This window comes from Mycolicibacterium tokaiense, from assembly GCF_010725885.1.
In the GTDB taxonomy this organism is placed as follows: domain Bacteria; phylum Actinomycetota; class Actinomycetes; order Mycobacteriales; family Mycobacteriaceae; genus Mycobacterium; species Mycobacterium tokaiense.
Genome location: NZ_AP022600.1, coordinates 4003377 through 4022879 on the forward strand (window position 1 = coordinate 4003377; position 19503 = coordinate 4022879).

General features: G+C 67.0%; 20 protein-coding genes. 15 read left to right on the plus strand and 5 right to left on the minus strand.

Annotated elements, in window-relative coordinates:
* Window positions 1-103: 103 nt before the first annotated feature.
* From G6N58_RS19495 to G6N58_RS19525, 7 genes are all read left to right on the plus strand, one after another.
* Window positions 104-529 carry an MmpS family transport accessory protein gene (locus G6N58_RS19495; protein ID WP_068916255.1) on the plus strand — a complete coding sequence of 142 codons (426 nt, stop codon included), beginning with the start codon at window positions 104-106 and terminating at the stop codon, window positions 527-529.
* On the plus strand, window positions 526-3408 hold the full coding sequence (locus G6N58_RS19500; protein ID WP_115277606.1) for an MMPL/RND family transporter: 2883 nt from the start codon (window positions 526-528) through the stop codon (window positions 3406-3408). The genes G6N58_RS19495 and G6N58_RS19500 overlap by 4 nt, the downstream gene beginning before the upstream one ends.
* A complete protein-coding gene (locus tag G6N58_RS19505; RefSeq protein WP_115281402.1) occupies window positions 3408-3746 on the plus strand; it encodes a DUF732 domain-containing protein in 339 nt (112 codons plus the stop codon). Before G6N58_RS19500 ends, G6N58_RS19505 begins: the two co-directional genes overlap by 1 nt.
* The gene (locus tag G6N58_RS19510; RefSeq protein ID WP_115277605.1) at window positions 3743-4174 is read left to right on the plus strand and encodes a DUF5078 domain-containing protein; all 432 of its coding nucleotides are present in this window, start codon (window positions 3743-3745) and stop codon (window positions 4172-4174) included. The genes G6N58_RS19505 and G6N58_RS19510 overlap by 4 nt, the downstream gene beginning before the upstream one ends.
* Before the next feature lie 25 nt (window positions 4175-4199).
* Window positions 4200-5216 (plus strand): uroporphyrinogen decarboxylase/cobalamine-independent methonine synthase family protein, encoded by a 1017-nt coding sequence (locus G6N58_RS19515; RefSeq protein ID WP_115277604.1) that lies wholly within the window; start codon window positions 4200-4202, stop codon window positions 5214-5216.
* 67 nt (window positions 5217-5283) lie between these two features.
* Window positions 5284-5754 carry an SRPBCC domain-containing protein gene (locus tag G6N58_RS19520; RefSeq protein ID WP_308213278.1) on the plus strand — a complete coding sequence of 157 codons (471 nt, stop codon included), beginning with the start codon at window positions 5284-5286 and terminating at the stop codon, window positions 5752-5754.
* Window positions 5751-6059 carry an ArsR/SmtB family transcription factor gene (locus G6N58_RS19525; protein WP_115277602.1) on the plus strand — a complete coding sequence of 103 codons (309 nt, stop codon included), beginning with the start codon at window positions 5751-5753 and terminating at the stop codon, window positions 6057-6059. Before G6N58_RS19520 ends, G6N58_RS19525 begins: the two co-directional genes overlap by 4 nt.
* Before the next feature lie 2 nt (window positions 6060-6061).
* On the opposite strand, the gene G6N58_RS19530 is transcribed toward G6N58_RS19525, so the two are convergent.
* On the minus strand, window positions 6062-7213 hold the full coding sequence (locus tag G6N58_RS19530) for a Cmx/CmrA family chloramphenicol efflux MFS transporter (RefSeq protein ID WP_115277601.1): 1152 nt from the start codon (window positions 7211-7213) through the stop codon (window positions 6062-6064).
* A gap of 187 nt (window positions 7214-7400) precedes the next feature.
* The gene (locus G6N58_RS19535) at window positions 7401-8690 is read right to left on the minus strand and encodes an HNH endonuclease signature motif containing protein (RefSeq protein ID WP_115277600.1); all 1290 of its coding nucleotides are present in this window, start codon (window positions 8688-8690) and stop codon (window positions 7401-7403) included.
* Between the two features lie 206 nt (window positions 8691-8896).
* Between G6N58_RS19535 and G6N58_RS19540 the strand changes: the two genes are divergently transcribed.
* Window positions 8897-9730, plus strand: coding sequence for an LLM class F420-dependent oxidoreductase (locus tag G6N58_RS19540; RefSeq protein WP_115281401.1), 834 nt, complete (start codon window positions 8897-8899; stop codon window positions 9728-9730).
* 29 nt (window positions 9731-9759) lie between these two features.
* On the opposite strand, the gene G6N58_RS19545 is transcribed toward G6N58_RS19540, so the two are convergent.
* The 3 genes from G6N58_RS19545 to G6N58_RS19555 all read right to left on the minus strand — a co-directional run bounded on the left by G6N58_RS19545 (window position 9760) and on the right by G6N58_RS19555 (window position 12247).
* Complete coding sequence (locus G6N58_RS19545) at window positions 9760-10110, minus strand: winged helix-turn-helix transcriptional regulator (RefSeq protein WP_115277599.1); 351 nt, start codon at window positions 10108-10110, stop codon at window positions 9760-9762.
* Between the two features lie 113 nt (window positions 10111-10223).
* Window positions 10224-11840 carry a 4-coumarate--CoA ligase family protein gene (locus tag G6N58_RS19550; protein WP_115277598.1) on the minus strand — a complete coding sequence of 539 codons (1617 nt, stop codon included), beginning with the start codon at window positions 11838-11840 and terminating at the stop codon, window positions 10224-10226.
* The gene (locus tag G6N58_RS19555; protein ID WP_115277597.1) at window positions 11837-12247 is read right to left on the minus strand and encodes an MmcQ/YjbR family DNA-binding protein; all 411 of its coding nucleotides are present in this window, start codon (window positions 12245-12247) and stop codon (window positions 11837-11839) included. Before G6N58_RS19555 ends, G6N58_RS19550 begins: the two co-directional genes overlap by 4 nt.
* Here G6N58_RS19555 and ligA point away from each other — a divergent pair.
* Genes ligA through G6N58_RS19590 form a run of 7 tightly spaced genes read left to right on the plus strand, consistent with a single transcriptional unit; the run spans window position 12239 to window position 19374 of the window.
* Window positions 12239-14392 (plus strand): NAD-dependent DNA ligase LigA, encoded by a 2154-nt coding sequence (gene ligA / locus G6N58_RS19560; RefSeq protein ID WP_115277596.1) that lies wholly within the window; start codon window positions 12239-12241, stop codon window positions 14390-14392. The genes G6N58_RS19555 and ligA overlap by 9 nt on opposite strands.
* Before the next feature lie 19 nt (window positions 14393-14411).
* Window positions 14412-15389: an AAA family ATPase gene (locus G6N58_RS19565; RefSeq protein WP_115277595.1), complete on the plus strand. Its 978-nt coding sequence runs from the start codon at window positions 14412-14414 to the stop codon at window positions 15387-15389.
* Between the two features lie 9 nt (window positions 15390-15398).
* Window positions 15399-16262 (plus strand): DUF58 domain-containing protein, encoded by an 864-nt coding sequence (locus G6N58_RS19570; protein WP_115277594.1) that lies wholly within the window; start codon window positions 15399-15401, stop codon window positions 16260-16262.
* A complete protein-coding gene (locus tag G6N58_RS19575) occupies window positions 16252-16737 on the plus strand; it encodes a hypothetical protein (RefSeq protein ID WP_068916268.1) in 486 nt (161 codons plus the stop codon). Before G6N58_RS19570 ends, G6N58_RS19575 begins: the two co-directional genes overlap by 11 nt.
* On the plus strand, window positions 16728-17810 hold the full coding sequence (locus G6N58_RS19580) for a hypothetical protein (protein ID WP_115277593.1): 1083 nt from the start codon (window positions 16728-16730) through the stop codon (window positions 17808-17810). The genes G6N58_RS19575 and G6N58_RS19580 overlap by 10 nt, the downstream gene beginning before the upstream one ends.
* Entirely contained in the window at window positions 17807-18676 is an 870-nt protein-coding gene (locus tag G6N58_RS19585) for a vWA domain-containing protein (RefSeq protein WP_115277592.1), read from the plus strand. The genes G6N58_RS19580 and G6N58_RS19585 overlap by 4 nt, the downstream gene beginning before the upstream one ends.
* Entirely contained in the window at window positions 18673-19374 is a 702-nt protein-coding gene (locus G6N58_RS19590; RefSeq protein ID WP_115277591.1) for a tetratricopeptide repeat protein, read from the plus strand. Before G6N58_RS19585 ends, G6N58_RS19590 begins: the two co-directional genes overlap by 4 nt.
* Window positions 19375-19503: the final 129 nt, after the last annotated feature.

A 19503-nucleotide genomic window follows, 5' to 3' on the forward strand; every position in this document is an offset into this window, starting at 1 on the left:
CGCGGCGTCCACTGAAAGGCACGACCTTGCGTGTAGTCCTCGCGCGCCCGAAAACGGCTGGGAAAACCCGTTGCGGCAACGTCTTTCGCAGGGTCACTGCGCAGTGATCACCGTCGTCAAGCGGGTGTGGTTGCCCGTCCTGGTGGTGGCTGCGGTGGTCATCGGCGCCCTGGCGGTGTCGAATCTGCGCTCGGTCTTCGGTTCGGACGGTGCCGTCGTGACACCGGTGGACGCAGACACCGCCGAGAACTTCAACCCCAAGGTCGTCACCTACGAGGTCTTCGGCACCGGATCGACGGCCACCATCAACTATGCCGACCTCGATGGCACCCCGCAGCGCACCGGCGAAGTGAGTCTGCCCTGGTCTCTGACCTTGGAAACGACTCTGCCGTCGGTGATGCCGAACATCATGGCCCAGGGCAACGGCCAATCCATCAGCTGCCGCGTCACCGTCGATGACGAGGTGAAAGACGAAAGGACGGCTGACGGAGTGAATGCCGCCACCTACTGCCTGGTGAAGGCAGCATGACGATCACAGACGCGCCGACCAACCCCATGCCGGCTGCCAGGCACACCAAGCGCCCGGCGCTGCCGCGCTTCATCCGGATGTTCGCGGTCCCGATCGTCCTGATCTGGATCGTCATCGTCGCGCTGCTCAACACCGTGGTCCCGCAGCTCGAAGAGGTCGGCAAGCTGCGCGCGGTGTCCATGAGCCCCAACGATGCACCGTCGCTGATCGCCACCAAGCACGTCGGCGAGAAGTTCCAGGAGTACGACACCTCGAGCTCGGTGATGATCGTCGTCGAAGGCGACGAGCCGCTGGGCCCGGACGCCCACACGTACTACGACAACATCGTCCGCGAACTGAACGCCGACACCACGCACGTCCAGCACGTCATGGACTTCTGGGGTGACACGCTGACGGCGGCCGGAGCACAGAGCATCGACGGCAAAGCCGCCTACGTCCAGGTGTACATCGCCGGTGACCAGGGTGAGGCCCTGGCCAACGAATCGGTGCAGACGGTGCGCGACATCGTCGACGGAAACGAAGCGCCACCCGGGGTGAAGGCCTACGTCACCGGACCCGCGGCTCTGACCACCGACCAGAACATCGTCGGCGATGCCAGCATGAAAACCATTGAGAGCGTGACGATCGGGATCATCATCGTGATGCTCTTGATCATCTACCGGTCCTTTGTCACGACGCTTGTCACCATGGCCATGGTGTTCGTCGGACTGCTCTCCGCCCGCGGAATCGTCTCCTTCCTCGGCTTCTACGAGGTGTTCGGTCTGACCACCTTCGCCACCAGCATGGTGGTGACACTGGCGATCGCGGCCGCCACGGACTACGCCATCTTCCTGATCGGCCGCTATCAGGAGGCGCGCCGCAACGGGATGGACCGGGAGTCGGCCTACTACGACATGTTCCACGGCACCGCGCATGTGGTGCTGGCCTCCGGTCTGACCATCGCCGGCGCCACGCTGTGCCTGCACTTCACCCGGCTGCCCTACTTCCAGAGCATGGGCATCCCGCTGGCGGTCGGTATGACGATTGTGGTGGCGGCGGCGCTGACGCTGGGCCCCGCCCTGATCTCGATCGTCACCCGATTCGGAAAAGTGTTGGAGCCCAAGCGCGGTGCTCGCGCCCGCGGCTGGCGCCGCCTTGGTGCGGCGACGGTTCGCTGGCCCGGCGCCATCCTGGTGATGGCCCTGGTGCTCTGCATGGTGGGGCTGTTGACCCTGCCCGGCTACCACACCACCTACAACGACCGCATCTATCTGCCCGACGACGTGCCCGCCAACGTGGGCTACGCCGCGGCCGACCGGCACTTCTCCGACGCCAAGATGAACCCCGACCTGGTGATGGTGGAAGCCGATCACGACATGCGCAACCCGGCGGACTTCCTGGTGATCGAGAAGATCGCCAAGGCGCTGACCCGGGTGCACGGCATTGCGTCGGTCACCACGATCACCCGCCCGGACGGCAAGCCGATCAAACACGCCTCGCTGGCGTACACCGTGAGCCAGAGCGGCACCGGGCAATTGATGAACAACGACTTCCAGCAGACGGTCCTGGAGAACACCCTGCAGCAGGCCAACGAGATGCAGGTGACCATCGACTCGATGGAGAAGATGCAGAGCATCACGCTGGAGTTGGCCGACGTCACCCGCCGGATGGCCGACAAGATGGCCGATACGTCGGTGAATCTCAACGAGGTGCGCGACAGCCTGGCCAATTTTGATGATCAGTTCCGCCCCCTGCGCAACTACTTCTACTGGGAGCCGCACTGCTACGACATCCCGATGTGCTGGGCGCTGCGGTCGATCTTCGAGAGCCTCGACGGAATCAGCACCATGTCCGACGACTTCGCGGAGATTGTTCCCGATCTCGAGCGGATGGCTCAGTTGACCCCGCAGATGGCAGCGCTGATGCCGGCGATGATCCAGACGATGAAGAACCAGAAGCAGATCATGCTGAATCAGTACCAGGCGCAGAAGATGCAGCAGGATCAGAACATTGCCATGCAGCAGGACAACACGGCGATGGGGGAGGCGTTCGACACCGCCCGCAACGACGACACCTTCTACCTGCCACCGGAGGCGTTCGAGACCGCTGACTTCCAGCGCGGCATGAAGCTGATGATGTCACCCGACGGCCAAGCGGTGCGCTTCACGGTCTTCCACCAGGGCGACCCGCTCAGCGAGGCCGGCACTGAGCGGATCGAGCCGATGCGTGTCGCCGCCGCCGACGCCATCAAAGGCACGCCGCTGGAAGGGTCCACGGTGTACGTCGGCGGTAGCGCGGCCACCTACAAGGACATGCAGCAGGGCGCGGACTACGACCTGCTGATCGCGGCGGTGGCCTCGCTGATCCTGATCTTCTTGATCATGGTGATCCTCACGCGGGCGGTGGCGGCAGCTGCCGTCATCGTCGGGACGGTGGTGCTCAGCCTCGGCACCTCGTTCGGGTTGTCGGTGCTGCTGTGGCAGCACGTGGTCGGCATCCCACTGGGCTGGATGGTGCTGCCGATGTCGGTGATCGTGCTACTGGCTGTCGGTGCGGACTACAACCTGCTGCTGGTATCACGGATGAAGGAGGAGATCGGCGCCGGGCTCAACACCGGGATCATCCGGTCCATGGCAGGCACCGGTTCCGTAGTGACCGCCGCCGGTTTCGTTTTCGCGTTCACCATGATCGGGATGCTGGTCAGCGACATGATCGTGATCGGACAGGTGGGCAGCACCATCGGTTTGGGCCTGCTGTTCGACACTCTGGTGGTGCGGTCGCTGATGACGCCCTCCATCGCGGCGCTGATGGGCAAGTGGTTCTGGTGGCCGCTGCACGTGCGACCGCGGCCCAAGCCGCAGCCCTGGCCCGCGGCTCGCCCGGCGGAGGTGGTGTCGTGATCCGGGGAATCGTTGCCGCGCTCGGTGTTTCGGTGCTGTTGCTCGGTGCTGCGCCGACGGCGGCCGCTGATCCCGATGAGGCCTTCGCCGAGCAGTTGCACACCTTCGGGATCTACGGGCAGAAGGACTTCAACGCCTGGATCGGCAAAATCATGTGCAAGCGGCTGCGCAACGGCCACGACCGGGATGCCTTCGCCTCGGCAGCTTTTGTGCATGCGCAGTTGCAGAAGGGGTCCACCACGGATCAGGCCTGGCAGTTCGTCGGTGCCGGCATCCCGATCTACTGCCCCGACCAGATGTTCGTGTTGCAGCAGGCTGCCGATCGGAGTGGACGATGAAGCGTGTCCTGATGGTGGTGCTCGCCGGGATGTCCGTGCTGCTGGCCGCGCCGGCAGCGGCCGACGCCACCGACGAGTATCCGATCCCGTCGCGGATGCTCAAGACCACCTGCACCGTCGACCAGTACATGGCCGCGGTGCGTGACACCGACCCGCTGTACTACGAGCGCTACATCATCGACTACAACAACAAGTCCCCCGACGTGCAGAAGTGGGCCCGCGACCGCATCAGCTGGTTCTTCTCCATGGACTACACCGGCCGGCGCGCCTACTCCGAAGAAACCGCCACCAACGCCTTCTACGAGACCCTGGCCTGGAACTGGCCCAACTGGGCCAAGCTGTTCTTCAACAACAAAGGCGTCGTCGCCCACGGCACCGAGGTCTGCATGAACTATCCGCCGGTGGATCCGACCGTCTGGACCTGGTAGTCCCCACTCAGGCTACGGTTGGGCCGTGACCACTACAGCGTTCGCGGCCGCCACCGGTATCGGCTCCTGGCCCGGCACGTCGGCCCGAGATGCCGCCGAGGTGGTCGTCGGCGAACTGCACACCCTCACCCACCTGGTCGAGCTTCCGGCCAGGGGAGTGGGGGCCGACCTGATCGGCAGAGCAGGTGCGCTGCTGGTGGACATCACCATCGACACGGTGCCGCGCGGCTACCGCGTCGCCACACGTCCGGGTGCCGTGGCCCGCCGTGCTGTCAGCCTGCTCGGGGAAGATCTCGACGCGCTCGAAGAGGCTTGGGAAAAGGCCGGTCTGGGCGCGTCGCAGCGCACGGTCAAGATCCAGGCGCCCGGTCCCATCACTTTGGCGGCGCAGCTGGAACTGGGTGGCGGACACCGCGCCATCACCGACGCCGGTGCCCTGCGCGATCTCACCGAATCGCTGGCCGAAGGCATCGCGGTGCACAGAGCCGAGGTGGCCCGCCGGCTGGGCACCACCGTTGTGGTGCAGCTCGACGAGCCCTCGCTGCCCGCTGCGCTGGCGGGCCGGCTGACCGGCGTCACCGGGGTGACGCCGGTACATCCGGTGGACGAGGCGGCCGCGGTTGAACTGCTCGACATCGTGGTGGCGGCGGCGGGTACCGAGGTGGCTCTGCACTGCTGCGCGGCGGATCTGCCGTGGAAGCTGCTGCAGCGCAGCGCCATCAGTGCCGTGTCGGTCGACGTGACGACTTTGCAGCCCCAGGATCTCGACGGCATCGGCGAGATGCTGCAGGACGGCACCGCAGTGATGTTGGGGGTGGTGCCTGCCGTCGAACCGGCCCAGCGCCGTGCTGTCGAGCAGGTGGCCGAAGAGGCCGCGCGGATCACTGACCGGCTGGGCTTCAACCGGACCGTGCTGCGCGAGCGGGTCGGCATCACGCCCGCTTGCGGACTGGCCGGCGCCACCTTGGCCTGGGCGCGCACGGCGATCGGACTGGCGCAGAGCGTGGCCGACGGTTTCGAGCAGGATCCGGAGGCGATCTAACAGGCAATAAAAAGGTTGCCTTTTTCGTCTCGGTATGGTGATCTGATGGGCAACCAGGAGGTTGCCCATGGATCGCATCGAGAAGTCCGTCGAATTGCACGCTCCCATTTCGCGCGTGTGGGAGGCCATCAGCGACTCGACCAAGTTCGGAACGTGGTTCGGTATGGAGCTCAACGGCGGTTTTGTGCCGGGAGCCCAGGTGAGCGGCCGGATTGTCGAGACGTCGGTGGACGAGGACGTGGCCGCCCGACAGCGACCGTACGTAGGAGCGCCTGTCACTCTCTGGATCGACGCGGTCGAACCGCCGCACCGGCTGGCGTTTCGGTGGAATCCCTTGTCGGAGCCCGAATTCGCCGACCTCACCACGCTCGTCGAATTCGTCCTCACCGAGCGTGGCCCCGATACGCTGCTCGAGATCGTCGAATCCGGCTTCGACGCGCTACCCGCTGAGCATCGCAGAGGCACGTTCGAAGGCAACTCCGAGGGTTGGGAGCTGCAGACCCGGCTGGTGGCTGCGTTCCTGGCGAGGCAGGGATGAGCAGCGCGGCGTTGTTCGGCGCACTGGGCGACCCACACCGGCTGCGGATCGTCACCCACCTTTGCGAGAGTGGTCCGCGGTCCACTCTGCAAGTGGCGCAGGTGATTTCACTGAGTAGGCAGGCCACCACCAAACACCTGGAGCTGTTGTCGGCCGCCGGGGTGGTGGGTAGCGCCAAGCAGGGAAGGGAACGGATCTGGACCGTTGATCCCGCCCCTCTTGCCGAGGCCGGTGACTATCTCGCGGAGCTCTCGGCCCGCTGGGACCACGCCCTCGGTCGACTGAAGGCGTTTGTGGAGGACTGAGGTCAGATGGGCCGACACAGCGTCATCAACACCAGTGCTGTGCCCGTCAGTGCCGCAGCAACCCAGAGAGGCCCCGAGGTTCCCAGGTCCGAGCTCAAAGAGAGGCCTCCCACAACGGGTCCGCCCGCGGCGCCGATGTTCAGCGCCGCTGTCGCGTAGGAACCGCCCATCGTCGGGGCATCCGTCGCCGTTTGGAGAGCCCGGGAAATCACCGTGGTTCCCACGCCGAATGCCAGTAGACCCTGCACAAAGACCAGCAGGATGAGCGCAACAGGCAGGGTCTGACATAGGGCCATCGCCACCCATCCCGCCGTCAGCAGCGGGCCGCCGATGGCGAGCACGAGGCCTGGCCGCCGATCCGAGAGGCGTCCGGCGATCGTGACACCCACAAACGATCCGACCCCGAACACCGCGAGCGCGAGGGTAATCCAGTTGCGGCTCAAACCGGCACTGTCGGTGACTACCGGCGCGAGGAACGTGAATGCCGCGAAGGTCCCGCCGTTGACGAGTGCGCCGAGTGTCAGTGCGCGGACAAGCCGCGGGGACCGCAATTGACGGAACTCGACGGTCAGCGGAGGGGGTGTGCGTTCATCGGATGCTCTGACGGTTCCGCGGTGTCGCACACCGCGGATGACCCCCACGGCTGCAGGGATGCAGAGGACGGCGATGGCCCAGAACGTGGTGCGCCAGCCGAGAGCATTTCCGAGCAGTGCACCCGCCGGCACGCCTACGATGGTTGCAACCGTGGTGCCGGACAACAGAATTGACACCGCCCGACCTCTACGGTCCGCTGGTACGAGCGTGATCGCGGTGCTCAAGGCGACTGCGAGAAATCCTGCGTTGGCGACGGCGCCCACTAATCGGGTGGCCATCAGGACGGGGAACAGCGTCGTGACCGCGCCGAGCACATGACAAGTCGCGAATGCGGCCAGGCAGATGAAGAGCGCTTGCCGAGGCGGCCAGCGTCGGGCGACGGCCGCCATGGCCGGCGCGCCGATGACCATCCCGACGGCGAACGCCGAAGTCAACAGGCCGGCGGTGCCGACGGTAACACCGAGGTCGCTCGCGATGGCGGACAGTAGTCCCGCGAGCATGAATTCGGACGTGCCCATGACACACACGGCCATTGCAAGGGCATAGAGGGTGGGAGGCATCGAGTACTCCGGGGTGAGAGAGGTTCGAAGGACATCTCGTCACCACGGCCAGCCCGAAAGTGCAGTCGAGAACCCGCCCGTCGCCGGGCAGGGGGTGCTCAGAAGGTATCGGGGCTGGCGGTGTGACCGACAGCCCCTGACCTGTTTGTCTCAGGACTCGACATGCCGCCCAAGATACCGTGCGTGGTCAGCTCGCGGCCGCGGGTGGTGGTTGGTAGGGGGTGTACCACCACCAGTCACACCGAGCGCCGCCCGGTCCGGGGTGGGGAGCCACTTGCGGTGGCGCTGTGGTGGGTGGCCGGGCCAGGGATCCGTTGGTGAGGTGTCGGCCGGTGGCGTCGGTGACCACCAGTCGGCTGGCCGGCCCCGTCAAGGTGATGCCCCGTGTGTGGTGCAGGCGATGGTGATACGGACACACCAACACGAGATTGTCGAGTTCGGTGGCGCCGCCGTCCTCCCAGTGGATCAGGTGGTGGGCGTGCAGGCCGCGGGTGGCGCCGCAGCCGGGCACCACACACGTCCCGTGATCACGATGCTCGAGGGCGCGGCGTAGCCGGCGGTTGATGGTGCGGGTCTCGCGTCCGGCGCCGATGGGCTGGCCGTCGCGTTCGAACCACACCTCACAGGTGGCATCACAGAGCAGGTACTGCCGGTCGGCGTCGGCGAGGACGGGGCCCAGATGCAGGTTCGCAAGGCGCGATTCGACATCGACGTGGATCACCACGGTGGTGCGCTGCCCGTGCGGGCGTGTGGTGGCGTCGGCGTCCCAGCCGGCGCGCATCAGGCTCAGGAACCCGTCCACCGGGGTCGGGAACGGTGGGGTGGTCTCGGTGAGGTTCTCGGCGTGGGCGCGTTTCCAGTCCGCGACCACCTTGTCCTGATGGGACTGCAGCCCTGCCTGGAATTCGGCGGCCTCCATGGTGGGCAGGGTGATGTGCCAGGTGGTCGAGTGGGGGCCGTGGGTGGTGGTGATCGATCGCGGCGCTTCAGGTTCTGGAACAGGTGCCGGTTCGGCCTCGGGCTCGGGCGCGGGTTCGGGTTGCGGTGCGGGTGGGGGTTCGAGCCGGACCGCTGTGCGGATCTGGGTGACCGTGGCATACCGGGCGAATTGGGCGTAGTGAGCATCGGAGCCGTCAGCGGCGCCGTCGACCACCGCGCCGATCTGATCCACCGACAGCCACCCCTCGCGCATCCCGGCCACACACTGCGGGAACTGTTCGGCGCGTTCGGCGACCGTGGTGAAGGTGTGCGCCGTATGCGGGGAGACCCCGGTTTTGGCGGCCACCAGCGAGGCCACCGAGCGGAAGCCGGTGATGCCGGCCAGCCCGTCGCGGTCGATCTCGGCGATGATCTCCACGATCCGCCCGTCGATGGCGTTGCGCTGCCCCGAGAGCTCCGCGATCTCGGCGAACAACACCTCCAGCCGCTGCGCGGGGGTTACCCCGTCAGCGGCCGAAAGTGTTGCGCTCGTGGACATGACCCCATTCAAACAGAGGCCACCGACAAGTTTTCTCGTCCGAGGTCTCAGGAATCGCTCCGAAAAGGTCAGCACCGGAGGCACTTACAAACAAGTAGGTACTTGCGCCTGGGATGGAACGGCGGGTTTCCTCAGTTCTTGCGTAAGCCACCCGGCCTGGCCGACCACCCCAGTAATGAACGAAAGGCGCACCGATCATGCCCGACATGTCCAGCACAACCGATTCCGTCAACCAGTCCTCCCGCGTGCGCATCGGCATCCAACTGTGGCCCGGGGGTACGCCGGATTACGCGACCTGGCGCCACGCAGTGCAGCACGCCGAGGAGTTGGGCGCCGACGTGGTCTTCGGCTACGACCACCTGCACAAGCCCTTCGTCGACATCGTGGACGGTGTTCCCCATCTGCACGACGAGCAACCAGATGTCAACAACTTCGAAGGATGGACTGCCCTGGCGGCATGGGGTGAGATCACAAGAAAAGCCGAAATCGGTCTCTTGGTATCGGCCGTTCCCTTCCGTAACCCCGACCTGCTCGCCGACATGGCACGAACCGTCGACCACATCAGTGGCGGCCGACTCATCCTCGGACTCGGAACCGGTTGGTACAAGAAGGACTTCGACGTCTACCAGTACGAGTACGGCACGACGAAATCCCGATTCGACTACTTCGAAGCAAGCTTGGAGCGCATCGAGAACCGGCTGCAGCAGTTGAATCCGGCGCCGCTACGCGACATTCCGATCCTCATCGGCGGTGGCGGCGAGCGCCGTACTCTCCCGCTCGTGGCGCGCCACGCCGACATCTGGCACAGCTTCGAACCCATCGAGGAGTTCCGTCGCAAGAACGACGTGCTCAAGGGGCTCGCCGACAAGGCCGGACGTGACGAAGCAGCCATCGAACGCGGGATCAACTGGACAGACGAGAGGACCTCTGACGCCTTTGCGGCCGAGGGTGTCACCCTCTTCACCAGCGAGATTCACCCAGACGAGCACGGATTCGACTTCTCGGAGCTGGAGAGAATGCTCGCATGGCGGGACCGCTGACCGCCCGTCAGGACCGCCCAGGCCCACTGTCACGTCCTCACGGGTTGGCTCGCCCGCGCTCCGATGCGATCCATGTGCTCGTAGCCCCATTCGCACAGCGGCTGCAAGGCTTCGGCAAGACTCTCGCCGAACGGGGTCAACGAGTACTCGACATGAGGGGGAAGCTCCTGGAAGTCCTTGCGGTCGACGATGGAGTCTGCCTCGAGATCTCTGAGTGCCCCGATCAGTACCTTCTCGGTGACGCCGTCGACGAGGCGTCGCAGCTGGCCGAACCGCTGCGGACCGGACACGGCGAGCTGCCACAGCACCAGGAACTTCCAGCGGCCTCCGACAACGGCCAGAGCGGCGTCCAGTCCGCAGTAGAACTCACGCTGAGTCATGTGGGCACACCCCTCTGTTGGTTTCCCTGGACGAGTCAACATCGGGTCCTCACCACGAGGCAAGTACTTACTTTTGGGTAACCGCCCTGGGTCGGTGAGGAGGCCACAGTCGCCTAGAGGCCGCGCAGATCCTTGCGCAGGATCTTGCCGGACGCGGACTTGGGCACCGCATCGATGAAGGCCACCTGTCGCACCTTCTTGTACGGCGCCACCTGCGAAGCAACGAACTCCATGACTGCTGCCTCGTCCAACTCTGCCCCGGACTGCTTGACCACGAAGGCTTTCGGAATCTCCTCTCCGTCTGCGTCGAGCACGCCGACCACAGCGGCGTCGGCGATCTCGGGATGTGTCAACAGCAACGCCTCGAGTTCGGCGGGCGGAACCTGGTAGCCCTTGTACTTGATCAGTTCCTTGAGTCGGTCGACGATGTAGACACAGCCGTCGGCGTCCACGCACGCCATGTCGCCTGTGTGCAGAAAGCCCTCGGCGTCAATGGTTTCCGCGGTCGCCTTGTCGTTGCCCAGATATCCCGCCATCACGTTGGGCCCGCGGAACCACAGCTCCCCGGTCTGGCTGCGACCCGACTCGGGAATGGCGATCTCGGCGCCGGAGGCCGGGTCGATGATCTTGCTGGCGGAATTGGGCACCGTCCAGCCGACCGAACTCAGCGGAGCGCTCACCCCGAACATCTGCTTGCCGCCGTCGGGCGGAGTGCAGTGGCTGACCGGTGACAGCTCGCTCATGCCATAACCCTGCACCACCTGGCAGCCGATCCGTTTCGCGACAGCGTGCCCCAGGTCTTCGTCCAGCGGGGCGGCCCCCGACATCACCACCCGCAGCGACGACAGGTCGTACTGATCGACCACCGGGTGCTTGGCCAGTGCCACCGCCACCGGCGGGGCAATGAAGCCCATGGTGCAGCGGAACTCAGCGATATTGCCCAGGAACGCCTGCAGGTCGAATGACGGCATGACGATCAGACGGGCGCGCGCGTGCAGCGCGGCGTTCAACAGAACCGTCATGCCATAGATGTGGAAGAACGGCAGCACGGCCAGCACCACGTCGTCGGCGGCGATGCCCTGAACAGGGCGGAACTGCGCCACATTCGACACCAGGTTGCGGTGAGTCAGCATGACTCCCTTGGGATTTCCCGTGGTACCCGAACTGTACGGCAGTGCCGCCAGATGAGTGGCGGCGTCGAACTGCACCGCCGGCGCATTCGCGCCGGACGCCAACAGATCATCGGCGCTGGGGTGCCCGCCGGACCCCTCCTGGGCCTCACCCGACCCGTCGAGCACGACGATCTCGCCGGGCGACAACCCGGCCCGTTGCGCACCCTCGGCAGCCTGCGGCAACAGAGCCGAGACGGTGATGAGCATCTTCGCGTGGGCGTCGGTGAGTTGCTTGGCGATGTCCTTGGCGGTGAACAGCGCGTTGACGGTCGTTGCGGTGGCGCCTGCCCGCAGAATGCCGTGGAAGGCAACGGCGAAGCCGGAGCTGTTGGGAGCCAACAGCCCCACCACGTCACCGACTCCGATGCCCCGGTCGGCCAGGGCGCCGGCGAACGCGTCGATGCGCGTCACCAGATCGCGGTAGGTCAGTTCGGCGCCGGTCGGGGCATCCACCATCGCGACCCTGTCGGCGTCGGCCTCGGTCAAGTCGCCGAACAAGTAGTCGTACACACCGGTTTCGGGGATGTCGACCTCGGGGTACGGGCTGGCAAATGTCACGACACTCCTTCGGTTCGCTGGTCGAGTTCTCGGATCAGTGTTTTGGAGGCCACCAGGCGGTAGGAGGTGTCGATCAGCTCGGCCACCTCCGACCAGTCCACGTCGGCGGCGGCCAGGTCGAGACCCAGCCAGCCGGACGGGCCCAGGTACATGGGATAGAAGAACCGCTGGTCCTGCTCGAACGCAGGTCGCTCGGCCTCGGCGGGCTTGATGATGATCGCGTGGTCGTAGCGCATGACGGCCCCGGACTGCTTGGAGCTGCCGCCGTACCAGACAAAACTCTTCGGGGCGTAGAACACGGGTCGGCCGTGGGAGATCTTCTCGAACGCGCCGGGGAAGGCCAGCGCGATCCGCCGCACTTCGGCAAGGCCGAAGTCGTCATCACGAAACATGATCGGATGCGGCATGACCCCAGGTTAGCCAGGCCCGCAGAGGTGTCGGCCCCTTTCGCTAACGTGACACAGGTGAGCTCACCGGAAGAAGAGACCGACCAGTCGACTGCCGACGCGCGCAGGCAGTGGCAGGAGTTGGCCGACGAGGTGCGCGGCCATCAGTTCCGTTACTACGTCAAAGACGCCCCTGTCATCTCCGACGGCGAGTTCGACGCGCTGCTGGGCCGGCTCACCGCCATCGAAGAGCGTTATCCCGAGCTACGCACCCCAGATTCACCCAGTCAGCTGGTCGGCGGTGCCGGCTTTGCCACCGAGTTCGGTTCCGTCGACCACCTCGAGCGCATGCTGTCGCTGGACAACGCCTTCAACGCCGACGAGCTGGCCGCCTGGGCGGTGCGCATCCGCACCGAGGTCGGCGACGACGTTCACTATCTGTGCGAACTGAAGATCGACGGGGTGGCGCTGGCGTTGGTCTACCGCGACGGCCGACTGGAACGCGCCGCCACCCGCGGCGACGGCCGCACCGGTGAGGACGTGACGCTGAACGCGCGCACCATCGAGGACGTCCCGGAGCGGCTGACGGCCAGCGACGAGTACCCCATTCCCGCCGTGCTCGAGGTGCGCGGTGAGGTGTTCTTCCGGGTGGCCGACTTCGAGGCGCTCAACGCCGGCCTGGTGGAGGACGGCAAGCTCCCGTTCGCCAATCCGCGCAACTCGGCGGCGGGCTCTCTGCGGCAGAAGAACCCCGCGGTCACCGCGCGGCGCAAGCTGCGGATGATCTGCCACGGCCTGGGGCACGCTGAGGGCTTCGCGCCGCCGACGCTGCACGACGCGTACCTGGCGCTCAAGGCCTGGGGCCTGCCCGTGTCCACGCACACCGCCAAGGTGCAGGGCATCGAGGCGGTGCAGGAGCGGGTCAGCTACTGGGGGGAGCACCGCCACGACGTCGAGCACGAGATCGACGGCTTGGTGGTCAAGGTCGACGAGGTGGCGCTGCAGCGCCGCCTCGGCGCCACCTCGCGGGCGCCCCGGTGGGCCATCGCCTACAAGTACCCGCCCGAAGAGGCCACCACCAAGCTGCTCGACATCCGCGTCAACGTCGGCCGTACCGGCCGGGTCACGCCCTTCGCCTACATGGAACCCGTGAAGGTGGCCGGCTCCACCGTCGGGCTGGCCACCCTGCACAACGGGTCGGAGGTCAAGCGCAAGGGCGTGCTGATCGGGGACACCGTCGTCATCCGCAAGGCCGGCGACGTCATCCCGGAGGTGCTCGGCCCTGTGGTCGATCTGCGCGATGGCTCCGAAACCGAGTTCGTGATGCCCACCGTGTGCCCGGAATGCGGGACCACTTTGAAACCGGCGAAAGAGGGCGACGCCGACATCCGCTGCCCCAATTCCCGGTCATGCCCCGCGCAGCTGCGGGAGCGCGTGTTCCACGTGGCCGGGCGCGGCGCCTTCGACATCGAGGGGCTGGGCTACGAGGCGGCCACCGCCCTGCTGCAGGCCGGGGTGATCTCCGATGAGGGAGATCTCTTCACCCTGACCGCCGAAGACCTGCTGCGCACCGAGTTGTTCACCACCAAGGCCGGGGAGCTCTCGGCCAACGGCAAGCGTCTGCTGGCCAATCTGGACAAGTCCAAGGCCCAGCCGCTGTGGCGGGTGCTGGTTGCACTGTCCATCCGCCACGTCGGTCCCACCGCCGCCCGCGCGCTGGCCGGAGAGTTCGGCAGCCTCGAGGCCATCACCGAGGCCACCGAGGAACAACTCGCGGCCACCGAAGGGGTGGGACCCACCATCGCCGCCGCCGTCACCGAGTGGTTCACCGTCGACTGGCACTGCGCCATCGTGGACAAATGGCGCGCCGCCGGGGTGCGGATGGCCGACGAACGGGACGCCAGCATCACACGCACCCTGGAAGGCCTGTCGATCGTGGTCACCGGCTCGCTGACCGGGTTCTCCCGAGACCAGGCCAAAGAGGCCATCCTGGTGCGCGGGGGCAAGGCCGCCGGCTCGGTGTCGAAGAAGACGGCCTACGTGGTGGCCGGTGACGCACCCGGCTCCAAATACGACAAAGCCGTCGAACTGGGCGTGCCGATTCTCGACGAAGACGGCTTCCGGGCGTTGCTGGAGAACGGGCCCGACGTTAGTGACGACCAGTGATGGGTACCAGTTGGCAGATATGACTGCCGCCATGAGAGACGCCATCGATGTCGTCGAGGCCATTTCCCGCCAGTTCTCGGCCACCGTGGTGGGTCAGGACTACCTGCGGGAATCGCTGCTGATCGGTCTGCTCGCGGGCGGCCACGTGCTGCTCGAAGGGGTCCCGGGGCTGGCCAAGACCACCGCCGCCCGCACCGTCGCCCACGCCATCTCCGGAGAGTTCCGCCGTATCCAATGCACACCGGATCTGCTGCCCAGCGACATCATCGGCACCCAGATCTACGACTCCTCGGCGCACACCTTCACCACTCAACTGGGTCCGGTGCACAGCAACATCGTGTTGCTCGACGAGATCAACCGTTCCAGTGCCAAGACCCAGAGCGCCATGCTGGAGGCCATGGAGGAACGACAGACCACCATCGCCGGCGTCGATCACCCCACTCCCGAACCGTTCCTGGTGATCGCCACCCAGAACCCGGTGGATCAGGAGGGCACGTATCCGCTCTCGGAGGCGCAGACCGACCGCTTCATGATCAAGGAGGTGCTGCGGTACCCGACGCCGGCCGAAGAAGCGGAGATGATCTTCCGCATGGAGGCCGGGGTCTACGAGGACAACCGAAAGCCCTCCGCCACAGTCACTCTCGACGACATCCGCCGAGTGCAGCACGCTGCCCGGGCGGTCCACATGGACCCGGTGCTGGTGCGCTACGTCACCGAGCTGGTGCACGTCACGCGGCAGCCGGGCCGTCAGCTGCCTGGGCAGTTGGCCCGGCTGGTCGAATACGGTGCCAGCCCTCGGGCCACCATCGCGTTCTGTCGCTGCGCCAAAGCCAAGGCCGTACTGTCGGGACGCGATCACGTGTTGCCGGAAGACATCAGGGCCTTGGCCCACCGTATCCTGCGGCACCGGCTGATCCTGGGCTTCGAGGCGGTCAACGTCGGTGTCACCGCCGAAGACGTGATCGACGCGGTGCTGCAGACGGTCCGGGTGCCCTGAGCGGCGCTGATGGGCAGGCATCTGCAGCGCGCACGATCACACTTCGGCACCGACACCCGCGGCATGCTCGACGGCGGCCGGTATGCCCTGCTGCACACCAGGACCCTGGAACTCGACGAATTGCGACCCTACCTGCCCGGCGATGACGTGCGTGACATCGACTGGAAAGCATCGGCCCGCTCCACCGACGTCTTGGTGAAACGCTTTGTCTCCGAACAGCATCACAAGATCGTCTTGGTCGCCGATGGGGGTCGCAACGTTGGCGCTCTGGCGCCCGGCGGGGAGGTCAAGCGCGACGTCGCCGTCACCGCGATGGGCGCCGTCGGGTTGATCGCCCTGGCGCGCAGCGACGAGGTCGGTATGGTCTACGGCGACGGCCGCGGCGCGGTGTCGATCCGCAGCCGCCGCGGCGAGGCGCACATCGAGAGCCTGCTGGAGCGGTATTACACCCATGGCACCGACAGCCCGAGCGATATCGGCACCCAGCTCGCCCATGTGGCTCGCGCCCACCGCAGCCGGCTGCTGGTGATCGTGGTGTCCGACGAACCCGATGTCACCCCGGCACTGGAGCAGGCTCTGCAACGATTGTCGGGACGTCACGAGGTGCTGTGGTTACTGACCCCCGACATGCCGGCGCTGGGTGGCGACGACCACCGCGACGGATTCGACGTCGCCACCGGGCGTTTCGTCCTCGGCGCAGCCACCCTGGGCGCACGGGTGGCCGATGCCTACCGCGCCGCCGAAGAGCGCCGCACGGTCAACCTGAACAACTTCCTGACCGCCAACCGGATCCCGTTCGCACGGATCGGGGCCAGCGGCGAGATCCGTTCTGCGCTCACCCAACTCAGTCAGGTCTATCGGCATGCCGGCTGACGATCTGCTGCAGTTCGTCGGGGAACCGCCGGCGTACTCGGGGTGGTGGTTGGTGCTCGGCATCGTGGGCGTGCTCGCGGTGACCGGTTGGTACGTCGGGGTGTATGTGGCGACCAGGCCGACGGCACGCGCAGCGGAGCCGCGCGAGCCAGGGGGCATGCGCAGCTGGGTGATCCGCAGGCGCTTCGGCAACGACGTGCGGGACATCGGCCAACGGCACCGCCGCGGTGAACTCACCGGTGTGCAGGCCTGCGCCGAACTGAGCAGCACCCTACGGGCCTTCCTGGCATCGGCCACCGGGGTGCCGACGCCGTACCAGCACGTCGGGGAGATCGCCTCCAGCGGTGTGCCTCTGGTGGCGTCCGCGGCTCCGCTACTCGGCCGGTTGACCACCGCGCAGTTCGACCCGGCGGCCACCGCCGACGTGGCGGCGCTCGAACGCCAGGCCCAGGAGGTGATCGCGGCGTGGCACTGAACTGGTGGCCGGTGACCCTGGTGGGACTCGCCGCGCTGATCGTTGTGGCCGCGGCGGTGTGGACGGCGCCCTTCGCCACCGACCGCAAACACGTCCGGCACCTGGCCAACGTCGCCCGCTTGACCGCCCTGCCGGAGTACGTCCGGGCCTACCGCATCTACGTCGCCTCCCTGGCGACCGCGCTGGTACTGCTGATCGTGACATTCGCTGCGGCGGTGGTGGCCGGTGCCCGACCGACCGGGCTGCCCGAAGCCGCCCGGGCATTCGACGCCGCCTACCCGCAGGACACGATGCTGTGCCTGGGACAGCCTGTCACCGACCCGGCCAGCGCGCAGTTCCTCGGCTACTACGCCGGTCTCGCGCAGTCCTATGACCGGCAACGGCTGGGACTGACGTCGCAGACGCTGCGCGTCATCCCGCTGACCCGCGACCACACCTACGTCACCGACCGACTGCAGGGTCTGGCGCGTCTGGCCCGCATCCAGCAGCAGGTCGACAGCGGTGCCGCGGTCTCGGATGCCGAGCGCGCCGAACTGCAGGCGCGGGCCGGTGAATTCTCCCGCAATATCGACTACATCGATTACCGGCGCAGCGTCGCAGACGTGCTGGCCCTGTGCCTCAGCGGTTTTCCCGACGATGTCACTGCCCCGCGGCGCCAGCTCGTGTACTTCGGGCCCAGCTCGCTGGGGGCGGCCTCCGACACCAGACGGTCGCTGTTCACTGCCGAGGCGCTCGAGCAACTCGCCCGCGACGCGGACGTGCAGATCAACGTCGTCGCGCGAGCCGATGTGGTGGACTCCGCCGAGTCCACGGACGCGCTGCGCGGGCTGGCCGAATCCACCGGCGGCACCCTGACGCTGTACAACCCGTCCGCGGACGCGCTCGCCGGACCGGGCCTGGATCCGGTGCTCGCAGCGCAACTCGACGGCATCCGCGATCATCCGCCCACCGTCGTCCTGCCCGACGGCCGGCTGGTCACCAGCGCGGCGTGGGACACCCCGCAGCCTGCGCTGATCGCGGCGGCGGTGGCCGCCGTGCTGTTGAGTCTGACGTTGGTGGTGTTGCGCCGATGACGTTCGCACCGGTCGGTTCGACGACCCTGATCCTGGTGATCGCCACCGTGGTGCTCCTCCTGCGGCTGCTGGCGCTGTACCGCGTCTGGGCGCAGCCACGCTCGCGCGGTCGGTGGCAGGCGCTGGCGCGGTGGGCCGGGCTGACGACCGCGGCGCTGCTGCTGGTCGGGGCGGCCGCTCGGCCCGGCGTCGACGCCGACCGCGAGGTGGGGGCCGACGCATCCGCCGCCGCGGGGCCCAACATATTCCTGGTGGTGGACCGCTCGGCCGAGTCGCCTGTGATCGACATGCGCGCGCAGCTCACCGGTGTGCTCGACGAGTACCCCCGCGCCCGCGTCGCCCTCATTTCGTTTGCCACCAGCGCCACCGTCGACTGGCCGCTGTCCGAGGACGTGGCGAGTCTGCGGTCGGTGATCGGCGGGCTGACGGCGTATGTGCCGACTGTGCCGGACCCGCAGCTGCAGGCCAATGCGTTCGCGGCCCGCGATGTACTGCGTAGCAAGATCGACACTGCCGCAACGCAGTACCCGGGCACGCCGAATCTGGTGTTCTACTTCGGCACCGGCGATCCCGACTCGGTGGTGTCTCGCGGCGCGTTCGATCTGGCGCCGGGATCGGTGGCCGGTGGTGCGGTTTTCGAGTACCAGCCCGCGGACCCGGCCCGGTTGCAGGAGATCGCCGACCAGCTCGGGGTGCCGCTCGGTACGGCGCTACCGGACATCGGGGACGCCGCGTCTGTCGAGTCGGTGCAGGTGGCTGACCGACACGAATTCTATTGGGCGGCTGCGCTGTTGGCGGCGCTGCTGCTACTCGCCGAGATTGCCTTCACCCTGCGTGAGTATCACCGGAACAGGCTGCGACGATGAGCAGGCGCCGCCTCGTGCTGTACTCGGCGCCGTTGTGCATCGTGGTGCTGCTGATCAGTATCAAGATGATCAGCGTGGTGGTGCTCGGGGGCTCGGCGCGCGACGACTTCGCCCGCCACGACATCGGGGCACTGGACGCCGACGTGTCCTCGTTGCAGATCCTCGACATCATCGAGCCGGGCACCACCGCGTTCGCCGCGGGTACGGCCGACGTCCTGGCCGGCCGGCTTCCCGATGCCGAGCAGTCGTTCACCGAGGCGCTGGGACATGCCGACTCCTGTCCGGCGCGGGTGAACCTGCTGCTGGTGCGAGAGACGCTGGGGGATCTGGCGTTTCGTGACGGTCAGCGTGACGCGGCCATCGCGCGGTACCGGGACGCCCTGGCGGTGGCCCAAGAGGCCCAGCCGGGGTGTTTCGCGGGCAATGACGACCCCGAGGAACAGCGCCGCGCCGTGCGGGCCGATGCCGTGGCGCGATTGGAGGGCAAGCTCGCGCTGGTGCAGGGGCCGGCCCTGGCGCCACCACCTCCGCCGCCGGCGGTCGCGCCGCCGCCACCTCCGCCGGCCGGCGCCACGGTCGAGGAACCGGCGCAGCCGGATGAACCGCCCGAGCCGCGCACCCTGGGGCCCGGCGACCCGCAAGACCTGTTGCGGCGTCTGCTCGATGACGCCAACTCGGCGGGTGACGGCCGGGAATGAGTGGAAGTCGCTGTTGGCCTGGCGGGGGGATGAGCGAACTCGGCAGGTGACGGCCGGGAATGAGTGGAGGTCGCTGTTGGCCTGGCGGGGGGATGAGCGAACTCGGCGGGTGACGGCCGGGAGTGACCC

Excerpts from the sequence above, each read along its gene's own strand:
- G6N58_RS19565 (WP_115277595.1), top strand. The coding sequence starts at position 14,412 with ATGACTGCCGCCATGAGAGACGCCATCGATGTCGTCGAGGCCATTTCC.
- G6N58_RS19520 (WP_308213278.1), top strand. The coding sequence starts at position 5,284 with ATGGATCGCATCGAGAAGTCCGTCGAATTGCACGCTCCCATTTCGCGC.
- G6N58_RS19545 (WP_115277599.1), bottom strand. The coding sequence starts at position 10,110 with ATGACTCAGCGTGAGTTCTACTGCGGACTGGACGCCGCTCTGGCCGTT.
- G6N58_RS19510 (WP_115277605.1), top strand. The coding sequence starts at position 3,743 with ATGAAGCGTGTCCTGATGGTGGTGCTCGCCGGGATGTCCGTGCTGCTG.
- ligA (WP_115277596.1), top strand. The coding sequence starts at position 12,239 with ATGCGGCATGACCCCAGGTTAGCCAGGCCCGCAGAGGTGTCGGCCCCT.
- G6N58_RS19570 (WP_115277594.1), top strand. The coding sequence starts at position 15,399 with ATGGGCAGGCATCTGCAGCGCGCACGATCACACTTCGGCACCGACACC.
- G6N58_RS19535 (WP_115277600.1), bottom strand. The coding sequence starts at position 8,690 with ATGTCCACGAGCGCAACACTTTCGGCCGCTGACGGGGTAACCCCCGCG.
- G6N58_RS19525 (WP_115277602.1), top strand. The coding sequence starts at position 5,751 with ATGAGCAGCGCGGCGTTGTTCGGCGCACTGGGCGACCCACACCGGCTG.
- G6N58_RS19585 (WP_115277592.1), top strand. The coding sequence starts at position 17,807 with ATGACGTTCGCACCGGTCGGTTCGACGACCCTGATCCTGGTGATCGCC.
- G6N58_RS19540 (WP_115281401.1), top strand. The coding sequence starts at position 8,897 with ATGTCCAGCACAACCGATTCCGTCAACCAGTCCTCCCGCGTGCGCATC.
- G6N58_RS19500 (WP_115277606.1), top strand. The coding sequence starts at position 526 with ATGACGATCACAGACGCGCCGACCAACCCCATGCCGGCTGCCAGGCAC.
- G6N58_RS19555 (WP_115277597.1), bottom strand. The coding sequence starts at position 12,247 with ATGCCGCATCCGATCATGTTTCGTGATGACGACTTCGGCCTTGCCGAA.
- G6N58_RS19530 (WP_115277601.1), bottom strand. The coding sequence starts at position 7,213 with ATGCCTCCCACCCTCTATGCCCTTGCAATGGCCGTGTGTGTCATGGGC.
- G6N58_RS19575 (WP_068916268.1), top strand. The coding sequence starts at position 16,252 with ATGCCGGCTGACGATCTGCTGCAGTTCGTCGGGGAACCGCCGGCGTAC.
- G6N58_RS19590 (WP_115277591.1), top strand. The coding sequence starts at position 18,673 with ATGAGCAGGCGCCGCCTCGTGCTGTACTCGGCGCCGTTGTGCATCGTG.